17 protein-coding genes are annotated in these 14,300 nt (G+C 69.8%); 4 read left to right on the forward strand and 13 right to left on the reverse strand.

The features are described from left to right. Nucleotides 1-123: 123 nt before the first annotated feature. Both AC1DKQ_RS10550 and AC1DKQ_RS10555 read left to right on the forward strand, forming a co-directional pair. On the forward strand, nt 124-1,047 hold the full coding sequence (locus AC1DKQ_RS10550) for a universal stress protein (protein WP_476884153.1): 924 nt from the start codon (nt 124-126) through the stop codon (nt 1,045-1,047). Nucleotides 1,048-1,101: 54 nt separating this feature from the next. Beyond that, nucleotides 1,102-2,103, forward strand: coding sequence for a zinc-dependent alcohol dehydrogenase family protein (locus AC1DKQ_RS10555; RefSeq protein ID WP_476918951.1), 1,002 nt, complete (start codon nt 1,102-1,104; stop codon nt 2,101-2,103). A 194-nt stretch (nt 2,104-2,297) separates the two neighbouring features. Here AC1DKQ_RS10555 and AC1DKQ_RS10560 read toward each other — a convergent pair whose 3' ends face one another. The 6 genes from AC1DKQ_RS10560 to AC1DKQ_RS10585 all read right to left on the reverse strand — a co-directional run bounded on the left by AC1DKQ_RS10560 (nt 2,298) and on the right by AC1DKQ_RS10585 (nt 7,402). Beyond that, complete coding sequence (locus tag AC1DKQ_RS10560; protein ID WP_476884155.1) at nt 2,298-2,516, reverse strand: three-helix bundle dimerization domain-containing protein; 219 nt, start codon at nt 2,514-2,516, stop codon at nt 2,298-2,300. 45 nt (nt 2,517-2,561) lie between these two features. After that, nucleotides 2,562-3,347: a glycosyltransferase family 2 protein gene (locus AC1DKQ_RS10565; RefSeq protein ID WP_476884156.1), complete on the reverse strand. Its 786-nt coding sequence runs from the start codon at nt 3,345-3,347 to the stop codon at nt 2,562-2,564. A gap of 5 nt (nt 3,348-3,352) precedes the next feature. Then, the gene (locus AC1DKQ_RS10570) at nt 3,353-4,933 is read right to left on the reverse strand and encodes a PIG-L family deacetylase (RefSeq protein ID WP_476918952.1); all 1,581 of its coding nucleotides are present in this window, start codon (nt 4,931-4,933) and stop codon (nt 3,353-3,355) included. Then, on the reverse strand, nt 4,927-6,033 hold the full coding sequence (locus tag AC1DKQ_RS10575) for an acyl-CoA dehydrogenase family protein (protein ID WP_476919011.1): 1,107 nt from the start codon (nt 6,031-6,033) through the stop codon (nt 4,927-4,929). Before AC1DKQ_RS10575 ends, AC1DKQ_RS10570 begins: the two co-directional genes overlap by 7 nt. A gap of 245 nt (nt 6,034-6,278) precedes the next feature. Then, nucleotides 6,279-6,956, reverse strand: coding sequence for an O-methyltransferase (locus AC1DKQ_RS10580; protein WP_476918953.1), 678 nt, complete (start codon nt 6,954-6,956; stop codon nt 6,279-6,281). 80 nt (nt 6,957-7,036) lie between these two features. Continuing rightward, the gene (locus AC1DKQ_RS10585) at nt 7,037-7,402 is read right to left on the reverse strand and encodes a thiamine-binding protein (protein WP_476884159.1); all 366 of its coding nucleotides are present in this window, start codon (nt 7,400-7,402) and stop codon (nt 7,037-7,039) included. A gap of 172 nt (nt 7,403-7,574) precedes the next feature. Between AC1DKQ_RS10585 and AC1DKQ_RS10590 the strand changes: the two genes are divergently transcribed. Next, entirely contained in the window at nt 7,575-8,207 is a 633-nt protein-coding gene (locus AC1DKQ_RS10590) for a TetR/AcrR family transcriptional regulator (RefSeq protein WP_476918954.1), read from the forward strand. A 53-nt stretch (nt 8,208-8,260) separates the two neighbouring features. Here AC1DKQ_RS10590 and AC1DKQ_RS10595 read toward each other — a convergent pair whose 3' ends face one another. The 5 genes from AC1DKQ_RS10595 to AC1DKQ_RS10615 form a co-directional block, all read right to left on the reverse strand. After that, nucleotides 8,261-8,548, reverse strand: a complete 288-nt coding sequence (locus tag AC1DKQ_RS10595; RefSeq protein WP_476918955.1) for a hypothetical protein — start codon at nt 8,546-8,548, stop codon at nt 8,261-8,263. A 105-nt stretch (nt 8,549-8,653) separates the two neighbouring features. Beyond that, nucleotides 8,654-8,965, reverse strand: coding sequence for an AzlD domain-containing protein (locus tag AC1DKQ_RS10600; RefSeq protein ID WP_476884162.1), 312 nt, complete (start codon nt 8,963-8,965; stop codon nt 8,654-8,656). After that, nucleotides 8,962-9,735: an AzlC family ABC transporter permease gene (locus AC1DKQ_RS10605; protein ID WP_476918956.1), complete on the reverse strand. Its 774-nt coding sequence runs from the start codon at nt 9,733-9,735 to the stop codon at nt 8,962-8,964. The genes AC1DKQ_RS10600 and AC1DKQ_RS10605 overlap by 4 nt, the downstream gene beginning before the upstream one ends. Next, complete coding sequence (locus AC1DKQ_RS10610; protein WP_476918957.1) at nt 9,732-10,178, reverse strand: DoxX family protein; 447 nt, start codon at nt 10,176-10,178, stop codon at nt 9,732-9,734. The genes AC1DKQ_RS10605 and AC1DKQ_RS10610 overlap by 4 nt, the downstream gene beginning before the upstream one ends. 107 nt (nt 10,179-10,285) lie before the next feature. Then, the gene (locus tag AC1DKQ_RS10615) at nt 10,286-11,185 is read right to left on the reverse strand and encodes a glycerophosphodiester phosphodiesterase (protein ID WP_476918958.1); all 900 of its coding nucleotides are present in this window, start codon (nt 11,183-11,185) and stop codon (nt 10,286-10,288) included. A 51-nt stretch (nt 11,186-11,236) separates the two neighbouring features. Between AC1DKQ_RS10615 and AC1DKQ_RS10620 the strand changes: the two genes are divergently transcribed. Next, nucleotides 11,237-12,568, forward strand: a complete 1,332-nt coding sequence (locus AC1DKQ_RS10620; RefSeq protein WP_476884166.1) for a DUF445 domain-containing protein — start codon at nt 11,237-11,239, stop codon at nt 12,566-12,568. 19 nt (nt 12,569-12,587) lie between these two features. Here the strand turns inward: AC1DKQ_RS10620 and AC1DKQ_RS10625 are convergent, their stop codons facing one another. Together AC1DKQ_RS10625 and AC1DKQ_RS10630 are read right to left on the reverse strand one after the other, a co-directional pair. Then, nucleotides 12,588-13,337, reverse strand: a complete 750-nt coding sequence (locus AC1DKQ_RS10625) for a LamB/YcsF family protein (protein ID WP_476918959.1) — start codon at nt 13,335-13,337, stop codon at nt 12,588-12,590. Then, nucleotides 13,328-14,212 (reverse strand): hypothetical protein, encoded by an 885-nt coding sequence (locus AC1DKQ_RS10630; RefSeq protein ID WP_476918960.1) that lies wholly within the window; start codon nt 14,210-14,212, stop codon nt 13,328-13,330. The genes AC1DKQ_RS10625 and AC1DKQ_RS10630 overlap by 10 nt, the downstream gene beginning before the upstream one ends. Nucleotides 14,213-14,300 lie beyond the last annotated feature (88 nt).

The following is a 14,300-nucleotide window of genomic DNA, read 5'->3' on the forward strand; positions in this document are numbered from 1 at the left end:
CCGTAAGCCGTCCGCGGCCCGTCCGCGGGACCAAAGCCCCTACCCATTCCGGGACCGCAGGGTTGTACTGGGGCTGCACATACTGCCGGGCGAAGGGGTGCGTCCGCCGAGCCGGGAGGAAAAATGTCGGCACCCGCAGGGCAGCAGGGCGGCATCGTGGCGGTCGGTTACGGCGGGTCCGAGGCCGCCCAAATCGCCGTTCGCTGGGCCGCCGGCTACGCGGCCGCCGCAGGGCTGAGCCTCCGGGTGGTCCACGCCTGGGTGTGGCCCGTCTTCACCAAGAACCTGGGCCCCGTCAAAGGCGTGGCCGGCAGCGGGCTACGGCACTCCGCTGAAGCCATCCTCGCCGAAGGCCTCGAACTGGCCCGCGCCGCCCTCGAAGCGGCCGGGGCGGCGCCGTCCGGCGTCCAGCGTGCCGTTGCCGATGCTGCCGATCCCGAAAATGCGCCGGAACACGCGGGGCCCGCCGTCGACGGCGTCATGGAGGCCGGCCTCCCGGCACCGGTCCTGCGCGAAGCGGCCCGGGACGCACGGCTGCTGGTGGTCGGCAGCCGTGGCCTTGGCGCCGTCCTGGACCAGGTGGCCGGCTCGGTCTGCATTGCGCTGGCTGGCTCGGCACCCTGTCCGGTGATGGTGATCCGGCGCCCGCGCCGCCCGCACCACCCCATCGTGGTGGGAGTTGATGCCTCGCCCCGCAGCCCAGCCACCGTGGCCGAGGCCATCGGGCTGGCCGAAGTCTTCGGAGCCCCGCTGCAGCTCGTCCACGTGGATCCGCTCCGGGCCGGGGCACGGGAGGAGCACGGCCGCCACGCAAGGCTCCACGGCCAGGAAGTCCTGGACCAGGCCGTCGCCGAGGCCCGCGGGCTGGCATCCGGTCTGGACGTTTCCGGGGCCCTGCGCGAGGGCCATGCCGCCCGGGGACTGCTTGACGCCGCGGACGACGCCGACGTCCTGGTGCTCGGGACCCACAACCCCTCGGCTGGGCCCGGCAACACGGTCTCCGCAGTCCTGCACAAGGCGCGCTGCAACGTGCTGGTTACCCGCTAGCCGCCGCGAACGTAACCGATTCGGACCTGCGGGAGCTGCAGAAAGGAGGCCGCGGTGCGAGCCTGGAACGTTGGACGTCCGGGGCCCATGTCCGGCGGGCCCCTCGTGGCCGCCGACTTCCCGGATCCTGTGCCGGGACGCGGAGAGGTCCTGCTGAAGGTGCGGGTCTGCGGTGTGTGTCGCACGGACTTGCACCTGGCCGAGGGCGACCTCGCGCCGAAGAACCCCGGGATCATCCCGGGCCACGAGGTGGTGGGTGAGGTAATCGGGAAAGGCCCGGGGGCGGCCAGGTTCGGCCTGGGCGAACGGGTAGGGGTTCCCTGGCTGGGCGGCACCTGCGGCGCCTGCCGGTTCTGTGTGCGCGGCCAGGAAAACCTATGCCTTACCCCAACTTTTACAGGCTGGGACCGCGACGGCGGGTACGCCGAGCTCATCACGGTGGCGGAGAATTTCGCCTACCGGATCCCGGACGCGTTCAGCGACGAGGAGGCCGCGCCGCTGCTGTGCGCAGGCATCATCGGCTACCGTGCCCTGAGCCGGGCGGAGCTGCCGATCGGCGGCCGGCTGGGCATCTATGGCTTCGGCGGTTCCGCGCATCTGGCCGCCCAGATCGCCATGTACCGGGGTGCCTGCGTGTACGTCATGACCCGGTCCACGGAGGCGCGCAAACTGGCCCTGGATCTGGGCGCGACGTTCGCCGGCGGGGCCGAGGAGCAGCCGCCGGATCCCCTTGATTCCGCGATCCTCTTTGCCCCCGCAGGCGGGCTGGTGCCGGTTGCGCTCCGTGCCCTGGACCGTGGCGGGACGCTCGCCATCGCGGGCATCCACCTGAGCGACATTCCGCCTTTGAACTACACCGACGAGCTCTTCCAAGAGCGCCAGCTACGCAGCGTCACGGCCAACACCAGGGCCGACGGGGAGGAGTTTTTCCGGATCGCCGCCGAGATCCCGCTCCGTCCCACCACGGTGGCGTATCCGTTCTCGGCCGCGGACCAGGCTCTCAGGGACCTGGCCGAGGACCGGATCACCGGGGCGGCCGTCCTGCACATGGAGTAGGCCTTGGGCCCAGGCGGTCTGCACCGCCGCCGCCCGCCGCCGCCGCCCGGCCCCGCCGCCGCCGTCGAAATCGCCGGAAGCGTGCGGGCTCGCCGGAACGTTCCGGCGATGTGGCAGGTTCCCGGCGAACTCGCGGCGGCTGGGGGCGGCGGGGCCACTGCGGCGCGTCGGATGGGGCGGCCGAGCGGCACTAACTAGTCGCCGGCAGCGTTGATCCCGAACTCGCTCTTCAGCCGCACGCGGGCGCCGCGTTCCACCAGTGTGGGTATGTATGTCCTGATCCGGCCGGCGTTCAGGGCGTCGAATTCCTCGCTGACGATCCCCGCGATGTGAATCCTCGGAACGTGCGGAAACCTGGCAGCCAAGCGGTCGACAACCTGATCAATGCTGGAGGATTCTTTCGCATCGTCCATCACTCTTTCAGTGTGGAGCGGGCCGGTTCCGGCGTCAATGAATCCTCAGCCGGCAGGCGGCAGCATGTGGCCAAGGCTCCGCAGGTACGTGCCAAAGCCGTGCGGTGCCCGGGCGTGGGTCCGGCCGGAAGTCATGACCCGGGTGCTGTCCGTCGCCGTGACCGTGAAGGCTCGGCTGCGGAGGCTGTGCACCAGCGTCCGGTCCTCTTCGGACGTGATCCGCGCGAACCCGCCGGCCGCCAGATAGGCCGAAGCCCGGACTCCGAAGTTCGCGCCGTAGATGTGGGGATGGTCCTCGGTGAAGGGGTGTCGTTCGCGCCAGCGCCGGAGCAGTTCAGGGTCCATCCCGGCGGGATCCGGTTCCACGGATCCCAGCACAGCGTCAGCCCCGGCTTCGGCGAACTCAAGCTGGCGCACCAGCCAGTTCTCCGGCACCCTGGAATCGGCGTCGGTGTTGGCCAGCCAGGTTTGGCGGGCCCAGGGCGGCGGCGTCCAACGCTGGCCGGGCGGCCGCTGCCGGGGCACGCCGATGCCCGAGGCCCGGACACCCGCGGCTCGGCTGGCGCCGGCGCTGCGGTAGCTGACCTCCAGGGCGCTGATACGCGGGTCCGTGGCGGCGTAGCCAGCCGTGATGGCGGCGGAGCCGTCCGTGCAGCTATCCAGCACCACCGTCACGCGGGTGTCGACGTCGGGCCGGACCCGGTGCAGGGCGTCCGCGGACCGCTGAACGGCCAGCAGCGCCTGCCCAAGGTGGTCTTCTTCGTCATGCGCGGGCATGACGACGGCGACCCGTTCGATCCGGTGCCCACGCGGGAGCGGCAACGCCGCCATCCGGGTCACCTCGTCCGTCCGGGAGTGCCGCGGTCCGGCGCGGTGGGAGGTGCGGTGTCCGGCGCGGTGAGGGTTGCGGTTTGAGATGGGGCGTCCGGCGCAAGGAACACCTCGAGGATGAAGTCGCGCTCCTGGTAGATCCCGCTGCCGGTCCAGCCCGGGCGCCGCCGGGCTGCGGCGTGGACCGCGTCGCCGTCGAGCTCCCAGCCGGAAACGGGGTGCCGCCAGTGGCACAGCGCGAGCGTGCCGCCCGGCATGAGCGCGCCCTCAATCCTGTCGAACAGTCCGGTGAGCTCTGCCGGCGAGAGGTAGTAACCCACCTCTGAGACCACGACCAGGTCGAATGATCCGTCCGGCCACTCGTTCGGGACTGTCAGGTGGCGCGTCGTTGCCGCGGGCAGGTGGGCGAGCCGCCGGGCGGCGCGGTCCAGGGCCGTGCCGCTGGCGTCGACGGCGAGGAAGGTTCCGCACCGGGGCGCGAGCTCCGCGCTCAGGGTCCCGATCGAGCAGCCGATCTCCAGTCCAGCCGTGTAGCTGCTGCCGGGCAGCGCGGCGAGCGTCAGCGAACGCTTGCGCTGCTCGTACCAGCTCGAGGTGTAACTCCAGGGATCCTCGTCCCGGGCGTGGACCGCATCGAAGAGGCGCTCCGCGTCGCCCGCGGCGTAGGGACGTGGGGACCCGGCGTCGGCCGGGGCATTTTTCGCCTGGACATTTTTCGCCGGGGCGTCGGATCCAACGCCGGATCCGACGTCTGCCGGGCCCTCCGCCGGGTGCCAGGCAAAGGTCTCCCAGGTCCGCTCAAAATGAGCCAGGAAAGCCGAAGGCAGGAGCACCTCGTCCCCCGGCAGCCCGGAGAGTGGCTGCACCTGGGACGTATGAGCTGCCATGGCGGCAGCCTTGGCAGCCAGCTCTGCCGGGCGCAGCGGCAGCCGGAACCAGCCGCGCCATGCCGCGCCGGCCGGGTCATCCGGCCCAGCGGGATCATCCGGTTCCTCTGGCGCCGCCCACAACCAGTACCAGATGGGGTATTCGAGCAGCGCGTGGCCCGCCGCGGTGCTGAGCTCGGCGGCAACGGACCCGAGGACGTCGTGGTCGGTGTGTCCGTCCGACCTGTAGGGCGCCACGAGAACGATCTTGTCGGCGGCGTGCCCGCACGCCGCCACCGCCTCGCGGGCCGCGGCACGGATCAGCTCCCTGTGCCCGGCGAGTTGTCCGTCGGGGAGGCCAAGGCACCGCCACTCCAGGTCACCGGCCCCGCCCGCGCCCCCGCAAAGGAGTTCCAGGGCGTGGCCGAACTCCTGCAAGCGGACCGCGGCGAGCTGTTCCGGCGTCGTGGTTGGCGAGCCGGGGTGCGATCCTTCCCCCGCCGTGCACAGCAGAACGCGGACCGTGGCGCCGACGGCGTGCAGCCGGGCCAGCAGTCCGCCGGCCCCGAGTGATTCGTCGTCCGGGTGCGCGGCCAGGACAATGAAGGCCCGGCCGGCGAGCGCCGCGTCATCCAGCGGCAGTTCCGGCAGCGCGGCAGCACGGCTGCCGGCCCACGCGGCCTCGGACGTCCCGGCGTCGTTGTGGGTGAAGGTCACCATGGGTTGCTTCCTGTCAGCGTCAGGGTGCCCAGTTGCGCGTCGTCGCGCATGGCGTGGTGCTGGCGGATGTACAGGGCGAGATCGGCCATCCGTTTTCCGTAGCGCTCGTCGAAGGCGAGCGGGGCCGGCCCCAGATTTTGGCTCACGAGGGTCTGGACGCGTTCGACGGCGGCGGCAACGCTTCCCCGCACCCGCAGGGCTTCCTGCCACGCACGGCGGTCCGAGAGCTCCCCTGCGTCGATCCTCGCGGCCGTTCCGGCCAGGTAGGCGGTCAGGGCGGCCAGCGTTCGGTCAATCTCGCCGAGATGGGCCAGTGCTATCTGATCCGGCTCGCGTCCGCCGTCGGCGGCTTGCCGCAGGGAGGCGGTGAAGCTGCGCGCCACGGCGACAGCGCCGCCCAGCCAGCAGGCGGCCACGCCCATGCCACCCCAGGCGAAGCCCGGGCGCTGGTAGTACCAGTCAGCGCCGCCGAGGGGCACGGCGGGGACGGCCTCGAAGTGGACGGTACCGCTGGGAATCTCGCGCAGCCCCCGGCTGGTCCACTCCGGATTCGCGAAGCTCACACCGTGCGCGTGGAGGTCGACGCCGAACGCCGCCCGGCCACCGGTCTCCAGGTGGGCCGTCAGCACGGCATGGTCCAGCTGCGCGGCGAGCGAGCACCAGGGCTTGGACCCCTGGAGGATCCAGCCGCCGGCGGATTCTTTGGCCTCAAGCCGCAGGCCGGGCGCCTCGGCGGCAAACACCCCCCAGGTCCCTTCGAACTCGGCGCCGTCGGGATCCGGGAAGTCCTCGCCGTCCCGGGCCGCCTTGGCTCCGGCCTGGGCGAGGATCGCCACGGCGTCCAGGTGCGGTTCCAGCACGCGTCCGGCAGCGACGTCGACGGCGGTCACGGAGGCAAGGATCTCCCACAGGAACGCGGTCCGGCCGTCCCCGGGGTTGGGCGCCGTCGCCGCTGCCGTCTTGGCCAGGTCCAGCAGCGCCGTGACATCGCCGACGGCGGCGTTCGCATCAGACAGCAGGGGGCTGATCGCGTCCAGGTCTGCGGCCGTGGAGCTGATCCTGACAGGTAGGGGGTGGAGGGAGGTGGGGATCCCGTTCATTTCGACTGCCTGTGTTCCTTCGGGCTGGGCGGATTCTGGCTGAGCGGATCGGGCGTGTGGGCGGGCCATGTGGCTGGAGTCCTGCGCGTCCGCGGCCGCGCCGCCATCGCTGGCGCCGTCGACAAGCAATCTAAGCATACTTAGCACTTGATGCTGGCCGGCCGCACCCGATCAGGCAGCGGGCCCCGGCGCTCGCGCGCCCGAGCGGACAAACTCGTGCGCCCGAGCGGAACAATCTCGTGCGCCTAGCTGACGATCGCGAGGGCGAAGCCGTCCCAGCCTTTCGAACCCACTGTCTGTATGACGGTGCCGTCCAGCCGCGGGTCATCTCCCAGCATCTGGAGAGCGCTGATGATTCCGGGGGCGTTTATCGGGTCCATCGATGCGTCCAGCACGGCGCCTTCCCACACGACGTTGTCCACCACGATGGTGGTGCCGGGCCGGCCAAGCCGGATGGCCCAGTCCAGGTAGCGGGGGTTGTTTTCCTTGTCGGCATCGATGAACACGAAGTCGAAGGGCGGCCCCGCCTCGCCTTCCAGCTCCTGCAGCGTGTCCAGCGCCGCGCCGACCCGGATGTCTACCTTGTGGCCCACGCCGGCGTCGTCAACGTTCGCGCGCGCAACGCGGGCGTGCAGCGGGAGGTACTCGCAGGTGACCAACTGGCCGTCGTCGGGCAGCCCTTGGGCCATCCAGATGGTGCTGAAGCCCGCCAGCGTGCCGATCTCCAGGACGCGGCGGGCACCGGAGATCTGGACCAGCAATTTCAGGAGTTTGCCGGCGTTGGGGGCCACCTCGATGGGCGGCATGCCTGCCTCGAGAGCGCTGGTTACGGCGCGTTTGAGTGAACTGTCCGGGCGGACCACTGCGTCGGAGAGGAAGTCCTCGACCGCGACCCAGCCGGGGGTGGACTGATGCTCGATCATGTCCCCAGTGTTCCAGCCGCCCGCGCCCGGCGGTAGCCTCCGGTTGCGGTTTCCGTCCGGGTTTCGGCCTGCGCCCCGCCTTAGGTACCCGGCCGGATTGGAATCTGCGGTCCGGTAGCGCCGTCGCCCTGCCCGTCGATGGCGCTTTCAAGCCGCTCCACCTTGCCGGTCAGCTCGTTGCTGTAGCCGGGCCGGATGTCCGCCTTGAGCACCAGCGAAACGCGGGAACCGTAGGCGCCCACGGCATCCGTGGCTCGTTTGACGACGTCCATGACCTCGTCCCACTCCCCCTCGATCTCGGTGAACATGGAACTCGTCCGGTTGGGCAGGCCGGACTCCCGGACGATCCGCACCGCGGCGGCGACGGCGTCGTGGACCGACGCGTCGCCGGGCGCCTGGCCGTTGGCGGGGTCACCGGAGGGTGCTACGGAGAATGCGACCAGCATGTGGTGGTTCCCTTCACTCAGTCCGGACAGCGGGCAAGATACAGGCCGTCCGGCACTAGTCTTTCACGCGATTTTGCCCTTGCAGCGTCCGGGCGTGCCTTAGAAACCGTCACATTAATCACTACCCGCCGGTAACAGGTTCGTGCACCCCTCGCGTTGCTAACCTAGGCAAATGAACCGGGCAGTAGACCGCAGGCCGCTCCGCGCAGATGCTGCGCGTAACGTGGACAAAATCATCGCCGCTGCCCGGCAGTGCTTCCGCGAGCACGGCCCCGAGGTGCCGCTGCAGACCATTGCCGTTACCGCCGGGGTGGGCCCTGCCACCCTCTTCCGGAATTTCTCCGACAAAGAAGAGCTGGTGCTCGCTGCCCTGAACCGGCAGCTCCGGCTGGAGGTGGATCCGGCCATCGATCAGGCGCTAGCGGATCCGGACGCCGCTGCCGGACTCTTCCGGGTCATCGATGCCACGATGCATGTTGCCAGCGAAGAGGCCAACCTTCTAAGTGCTGTCGCGGGCCGGCGCGGGCTGCTGGCCGGCATTACGGGCGGCCTGATTGAATCCATCGCCGTGCTGCTGGGCCGGGGCCAGGGCCAGGGCAGCCTGCGCAGCGATATTTCCATGACGGACATGATCCGCCTGCTGGCCATGCTGATCGGCGTCGTGGACACGATGGAACCGGGCTCCGACGCGTGGCGGCGGCCCGTGGCGCTGGTGGAGGACGCCATCCGGACGGAACGGCCGAACCGGGCGTTGCCGCCTCAGGCCCCGCTGGCAGGCACCGCCTTCGACGCCCTTCTCGGCTAGAAAGCGTTCCCGGCTAGCCAGCGTTCCGGCTAGCCGGTGCAAGCCAGGCCGCGCTAGTCCTCCGCCGGCTTGTCTTTAGCTTCGAGCAGGTGCTGCTGCAACTTCTCTTCGGCGTCCCGACGGCGACGGGACACTTCACGCATTTCCCTGCTGGACTCAGTCCCGCCGGAATCAAACGGCTCCTGCTGCTGCTTGGAGCGCTGCACCTTGCGTGGCTCGGCGGTTTCCTGCTCGGCGGTTTCCCGCTCCGCGACTTCTGGCTCCGCGGCCTCCTGCTCGGCGACTTCTGGCTCCGCGGCCTCCTGCCCCGCGGCAGGCTGGTGGCCGTCCTGTTCGCTCATGTTCGAATGCTCCCACGCGATCCGCACGTCAAGTAGAGACTAAAGACCATTCCAGCCACGCCCACAGTCGGCGCTCGGAGCAGCCCTGGAGGGGTCCGCAGGGGGTCAATCCCAGCCCAGTAGCCGGAGCCCGGCGGCGGCAGCCGCGCCGGCGATCACCACCACCAAAAACGGCGCCCGGAACCACAAGGCGATGCCCGCGGCCGCCAATGCGCCCAGCCGCGCGTCCAGGACGAGCGACTGGCCGGAGGCGACGGCATTGACCGCCGTCAGGGACGCCAGCAGCCCGATCGTCATGGTCCCGGCAATCCTGGACATTCGGGGGTTGCGGAGCAGGCTGGCCGGCACCAGGTAGCCGAGCAGCTTCCACGCGTAGGCGAGCAGGCAGGAGAGCAGCAGCCAGATCCAGAGGTTCATGCGTCGTCTCCGTTGCGGTCGCCCCGGTGGTCGCCGGCAGGGCGGTGGTGGTGTTGCGCGTGCTGCTCGGCGTAGGGATCGACGTCCGGTTCCAGGCCCTCGTCGCTGCGGCCGTGGCTGAACCAGCCGATTCCGGCGGCGACCAGGGCGGCGACGAGAATGGGCACTCCCGGGGGCACGAACGGCACGGCCAGCACGGTGGCCAGCGCGCAGACAACCGCTATCGCCACAGGTTCCCTGCCTTTCAGCCGCGGCCAGAGTAGGCCCAGGAAGGCCGCCACTGCGGCGCCGTCGAGCCCCCACTGTTTGGGATCCCCGAGTGCCCCGCCGGCCATCGCGCCGAGGGCTGTGAACAGGTTCCACAGCACGAAGACACCGATTCCGGCGGTCCAGAAGCCGCGCTTCTGCTCGTCCGGGTCCGTCTGCCCCGTGCTGGTAGCGGTGGACTCGTCGATGGTCAGCTGGGCAGCGGCAAACCTGCGCCACCCCCGCGGCTGCAACACGGCGTTGATTTGCATGCCGTAGATTCCGTTGCGCATGCCCAGAAGGGTCGCGGCGCCCATCGCGGCGACGCCGGACCCGCCGCCGGCCACGACGCCGATGAAGGCGAACTGCGAGCCACCGCTGAAGAGCAGCAGGCTCAGCGCCATGGTCTGCCAGAAATCCAGGCCCGAGGTGACGGAAAGCGCGCCGAAGGAGACGCCGTAAAGACCGGTGGCGATGCTGATCGACAACCCGATCCGCACTGCCGGCGACTGCAGGATTTTCACGGACGCCGGTTCTGCCGCGTCAGAGTCCAGGCCCACGCGATGAGGGGCGCCTGGAGTGGGACCCGCAAGGTATGCACGCGTCGCCGCCGCGGCGTGCCCTCCGGTCCGTAGGCCTTCCGAAGGGCGTCGACATGGCCGGAAAGAAACGCGGCGAACAGCGCCGTGACGCATCCGGCGGCGGCCCTGCGGGTGGCCGGGATCAGGAGCCCGACGGCGGCGGCGGCTTCCAGCAGCCCGCTGGCTGCCACCCATTCCTCACGGGACAGGACGGCCATGGGTCCGTTCGGCTGCCGGCCGGAGTCGTCCCGGCAGAGGATGTCGGGAACCACCCGGTGGAAAAATTCGGGCTCGCGGAAGTGCTTGGCGGCGCTGGCGAGCAGCAGCGCGCTCATCGCTGCCGCGGACAGCGTCTGGAGGTCCCGGCCGGACCAGCGAATTGGCATGCAACCACTCAACCACAGGGGGCACGCCGGCCGTAATCCGCCGGGGAGCCTTGCCGTCCCAACGAATTCCGATCGGATCCGCCCAGTTCCGCCGCGCGGCCGGGCAGTTAGCGGAGGGGCTGGCGGTCCGTCATTAGCTGGGTCAGGACCTGGGCGGGCCAGTTCGTGGTGATCTCGTGGACCCCGAGCTCCCTGCACCGCTCGACGTCGTCCTCGGCATCGACCGTCCACACCCGGACGCGTCGGCCCGAGCCGATCCAGCGCTCAACCGTCCCGGGGAACGCGCGGACGTACCCGATGCCAGGGCCGGCCATGCCAGCTTCGCCGGCGGCCAGGATCCGCTCGCCCTCCGCCTGGGCGGCCTTCATCACATTGGCCAGCGCCCCACCGGTCAGGGCACCGAGGCGCAGCTCCTCTCTGATTTCCGCCACATTGACGTCGTCCACGAGTTGGCAGACGGCCGCCGCCGGCACGGACTCAAGAAGGTGCTTAACGGCGTCGGGGCTAAAGCTCATGAAGGAAACCATGATGCTATCCAGCATCGACGTGACCGGATTCCACCCCGTGTCCCTGAGGACGTCGAGGACCCGGTCCTCCAGTCCAAGATGGAACGAGCTGGGGTGTTTGAACTCAATCGCCAGGCCTATGGGGCGGCCCGCCGCCCGCAGGATCTCGAGCAGTTCCGGCAAGGTCAGGAACTGCTCAGACTTGGCGCCGTAGGCTTCCGGGATCCGGGCTCCTTTCCAGGAGGAGAAGTCCAGCCGCCGGAGCTCTTCCAACTTCCGGTCCGCGACCTGCCCGGTGCCGTCCGAGGTGCGGTCCAGGGTGGAATCGTGCAGGAGCACCACTTGCCGGTCCCGGGTCAGGTGGACATCGCATTCCACCCCGTCGGCGCCGTCCGCAATGGCCTGCAGGTACGCGGCCCGCGTGTGCTCGGCGAAGGCACCGCTAGCGCCCCGGTGGGCATAGACCAGAGGACGGGCGGCGGCGGACTCGTCTGTCGTCATGGTGCCACGTTAGCGGACGGCCCGTTTCCTTGGCGGGACTAGGCTGGGCACATGCAGGTCAATACTGAGCCAACTTCCCTGACAGGTGCCTCTCCGGGCGGCGTCCGGCCGGACGGTCCTCCCGGGCAGCGTTCCGCAGCGTCCAGCGACGCCGAGAAGGCTGCGGCGCTGCGCCGGATGAAACTCCTGGCCCTCGCGCTCCTGATCGTCATGGCCGTGATCTTCGTCGTCGCGTTCGCCCTGCAGAAGCAGTATCCGGGGCTCGAATACGTCCGCGCGGCGGCCGAGGGCGGCATGGTCGGGGCCCTCGCCGACTGGTTCGCCGTTACCGCCCTGTTCAAGTACCCGATGGGAATCAAGATCCCGCACACGGCGATCATCCCGCGCCGCAAAGACCAGATCGGCGCCTCGCTGGGCGAATTCGTGGAGACCAATTTCCTCTCCGAACAGGTGGTCCAGGAAAAACTCGCGTCCGCTGACATTGCGCGCAAAGCCGGCGCCTGGCTCTCCAGCCCCGGCGGCCCTGACCGCGTCGCCAAAGAGGGTGCCGCCGTCATCCGCGGCGCGTTCAAGGTCCTCAACGACGACGACGTCCAGGCCGTGATCGAGTCCATGGTCCGCAAGCACCTGCTCACTCCGCCGTGGGGACCGCCGGTGGGCCGGCTCGCCGAGCGGATCTTCGACGACGGCCACCACCACGCCCTGGTGGACCTGCTGGTAGACCGCACCGTGGACTGGGTGCGGGACAACCAGGAGACGGTCAACAGACTGGTCACCGACCGTTCCCCGACGTGGGTGCCGTCGTTCGTGGACGGGCTCGTGGGCGACAAGGTGTATGTGGAAATCCTGAAGTTCACCCGCGCCGTGCAGTCCAATCCGCAGCACCAGGTCCGCCAGTCGATCGACAAGTACCTCAAGGAACTCGCGCAGGACCTGCAGCACGACCCTGTCATGATCGCCCGTGCCGAGGGCATCAAGGCGCAGGTGCTCGGCGACCCTGAGATCCGCGAGCTCGCATCCCGCACCTGGGACACCATCAAGACGGCCCTGCTCTCCGCCGTCGATGACCCGCACAGCGAACTGACCGTCAAATTCAAGGCCGCCGTGCATGACTTCGGCACCCGGCTGCTGGTCGATCCCGATCTCGCCGGCAAGGTGAACGCGTGGATCGGCGACGCGGCGGGCTACCTCGTGAAGACCTACCGCTCGGACATCGCGGGCGTCATCACGGACACCGTGGCCCGCTGGGATGCTGAGGAAACGTCGCAGAAGATCGAGCTGCAGGTGGGCAGGGACCTGCAGTTCATCCGGATCAACGGCACCGTGGTGGGCGCCCTGGCCGGGCTGGCCATCTTCACGGTGGCCAGCATGCTGTTCGGCTAGTTACGTGCCGGCCCGCGGGTCAGGCGAAACTCTCGAGCTCCACGCCGGCGGCCTCCAGCCCGGCCCGCACGGCGGCGGCAACGCTGACGGAGCCGGGAGTGTCGCCGTGCAGGCAAAGCGACTGCGGCTCGATCCGGAGCACTGTGCCGTCCACCGCCTCCACCTCGCCCTTCGTGGCGAGCCTGACCGCCCGCTCGGCGACCTGTCCGGCGTCGAGCAGCACCGCCCCTTCCTGTGCGCGGGGCACCAGCCTTCCGTCAGGGGAGTAGGCGCGGTCCGGGAAGGCTTCGGCGACGACGGGGTGCCCGGCGTCCCGGGCGATTTCGAGCAAGGCCGAGCCGGGGAGGCCCAGGACGGGCAGTCCGGGATCGTAGGCCTGGATGGCGGCAATGACTGCGGAGGCCTGCTCGGCGTCGCGCACGGTGCGGTCGTAGAGCGCCCCGTGCAGCTTGACGTAGTCCACCGAGGCGCCCACGGCATGGGCAACGCCGTCGAGCGCGCCGAGCTGGTACAGCACCGCGCCGAACAGGTCATCAAAGGTCATGTCCAGCGAGCGCAGGCCGAAGCCAGCCAGATCGGGGTAGCCAAGGTGGGCGCCGACGTTGACGTCGAGCTCGTAGGCCGCCCGGCAGGTGTCCAGCATTGTCACGGGGTCCCCTGCGTGCATCCCGCAGGCCACGCTGGCGCTGGTGATGAGCGGAAACATCGCGGCATCGTCACCTCTGGTCCAGGTCCCGTAGGCCTCCCCCAGGTCAGCGTTCAGATCCAAAACGCGCCGCCGTCCTTCGTTGTCTTCGGGGCGCCGTTGTTTTGTGGCGCATCCGGTGCCGCGTCCAGGGCCGACTCCGGCGCAGACTCGTAGAGCGCGGCCGTGCCGGTTGTTTCGGCAAGGGCCTGCAGCTCCCCCGGGATCGTGTCCGGGATGGGACCGAACGCTTCCCTGGCATTGGCGACGACGGCGCGGCCCATCAGCCGGTTGCCGACGCCGCCCACGACGGCGCCGATGCCGAAGGGAAGGGCGCGGCCCAACAGGGCCGATCCCTGGGTCTTGAGCAGGGAGCGGAGGAACATCGTCTGGATCTTGGCCCGCACTGTGCCAAAGCCGGCGAGCGGGACGCTGCGGGTGAAGGCCGTGGTCCAGGCCTGGGTGGGTCCCCTGCCCCGTCCTGCCGCCTGCCCGCTCAACGAGCTCAACAGTTCGGTGCCTTCCTCGCCCAACATGATCGCCATGACCAGGGTGCTGGCCCTGTCCGGGTCCACCATCCGCACGCCATGCAGTTCGGCCAGCGCTGTGGAGAACAATGCGGTGGCTTCGAGGAACCCGACGGCCGCGGCGGCCGAAAGACCGAGGGCGGCCGCCGTTCCAACGCCCGGAATCACGGCTGCCCCGCCCACCAGCGCCCCGCCGCCGGTGACGGCCAGCAGGTAGTCGCGCTCCATGATGGCGGCGAGCTGAGCTGCCGTGGCGTGCGGGTGCTTGCGCTGGAGCCTGCGGATATTGGCCAGCACCAGCGGCCGCTGGACTTCAACGGCCCGCAGGAGCACCTTGTGGAGGCCTGGCCGGGGGTTGCCGGCGGCGTCGAACATCGCACTGTGGGCTGTCTGCTGGGCAACCTTAATTGCCGGGTTGCTGCGCTTGGCCATGATCGCCTCTCATCGGAACCAGAAAAGTAAGTTCACTTAACATTAGGGCACGGCCCGGCAAGCCGGGGTCCCGCTGGACCGCGGCGGG

The sequence above is a fragment of the Arthrobacter sp. 05L421 genome, from assembly GCF_056397785.1.

Excerpts from the sequence above, each read along its gene's own strand:
- AC1DKQ_RS10580 (WP_476918953.1), bottom strand. The coding sequence starts at position 6,956 with ATGATCGAGCATCAGTCCACCCCCGGCTGGGTCGCGGTCGAGGACTTC.
- AC1DKQ_RS10575 (WP_476919011.1), bottom strand. The coding sequence starts at position 6,033 with ATGAACGGGATCCCCACCTCCCTCCACCCCCTACCTGTCAGGATCAGC.
- AC1DKQ_RS10630 (WP_476918960.1), bottom strand. The coding sequence starts at position 14,212 with ATGGCCAAGCGCAGCAACCCGGCAATTAAGGTTGCCCAGCAGACAGCC.
- AC1DKQ_RS10585 (WP_476884159.1), bottom strand. The coding sequence starts at position 7,402 with ATGCTGGTCGCATTCTCCGTAGCACCCTCCGGTGACCCCGCCAACGGC.
- AC1DKQ_RS10615 (WP_476918958.1), bottom strand. The coding sequence starts at position 11,185 with ATGACGACAGACGAGTCCGCCGCCGCCCGTCCTCTGGTCTATGCCCAC.
- AC1DKQ_RS10610 (WP_476918957.1), bottom strand. The coding sequence starts at position 10,178 with ATGCCAATTCGCTGGTCCGGCCGGGACCTCCAGACGCTGTCCGCGGCA.
- AC1DKQ_RS10550 (WP_476884153.1), top strand. The coding sequence starts at position 124 with ATGTCGGCACCCGCAGGGCAGCAGGGCGGCATCGTGGCGGTCGGTTAC.
- AC1DKQ_RS10565 (WP_476884156.1), bottom strand. The coding sequence starts at position 3,347 with ATGGCGGCGTTGCCGCTCCCGCGTGGGCACCGGATCGAACGGGTCGCC.
- AC1DKQ_RS10595 (WP_476918955.1), bottom strand. The coding sequence starts at position 8,548 with ATGAGCGAACAGGACGGCCACCAGCCTGCCGCGGGGCAGGAGGCCGCG.
- AC1DKQ_RS10620 (WP_476884166.1), top strand. The coding sequence starts at position 11,237 with ATGCAGGTCAATACTGAGCCAACTTCCCTGACAGGTGCCTCTCCGGGC.
- AC1DKQ_RS10600 (WP_476884162.1), bottom strand. The coding sequence starts at position 8,965 with ATGAACCTCTGGATCTGGCTGCTGCTCTCCTGCCTGCTCGCCTACGCG.
- AC1DKQ_RS10560 (WP_476884155.1), bottom strand. The coding sequence starts at position 2,516 with ATGGACGATGCGAAAGAATCCTCCAGCATTGATCAGGTTGTCGACCGC.
- AC1DKQ_RS10590 (WP_476918954.1), top strand. The coding sequence starts at position 7,575 with ATGAACCGGGCAGTAGACCGCAGGCCGCTCCGCGCAGATGCTGCGCGT.
- AC1DKQ_RS10570 (WP_476918952.1), bottom strand. The coding sequence starts at position 4,933 with ATGGTGACCTTCACCCACAACGACGCCGGGACGTCCGAGGCCGCGTGG.